This window comes from Alteromonas alvinellae, assembly GCF_902705805.1.
In genome coordinates, this window is record NZ_CACSIH010000033.1 from 1 (window position 1) to 468 (window position 468).

A 468-nucleotide genomic window follows, 5' to 3' on the forward strand; every position below is an offset into this window, starting at 1 on the left:
CCGCCCCTTAGTGGGGTGTTATAAGGCGTCAGCCTAAACTGCGTTTGGCTTTATACAAATCCTAGTGCAACTGCCCTCTCCTGTTTTCATTAGCTTCGCTCTGGCTTGTGGTAGGTTTAAATCCGCCGCTTTCAATTCAAAGGTTGCGCATTAGGCGCTTTATCGCCAAGTTATTATTCGACGTCAACAAGCGCCAATGCGTTCGACAGTTCAAATGGCGGCTATCTTCAGTCAAATCAAAACCGTCACTGCACAGTCGTTTCGCTTGTTTGTGTTAACAATCAATCGTATGCTGGCTTCAACAATTTTTAAACAGACCAAAGGAAATGGCTCTGCTTCTAACAAAGCGCTAAAGACCACTCCCTTCGGTCGCTCGGACGCATTTACGCGGGGCGGCTTCGCCATTATGCCCCACGCAACTGCGCCGCTTAGCTTAATGTTATATGCTAATTGGTACTTAACTCATGG

The 468-nt window shown here is 47.2% G+C and carries 1 protein-coding gene; it reads left to right on the forward strand.

What is annotated here, in order from left to right:
* Window positions 1-196 precede the first annotated feature (196 nt).
* Window positions 197-468: hypothetical protein (locus ACX5KA_RS02325; RefSeq protein WP_458730309.1), on the forward strand; the 272-nt coding region annotated here is incomplete at its 3' end.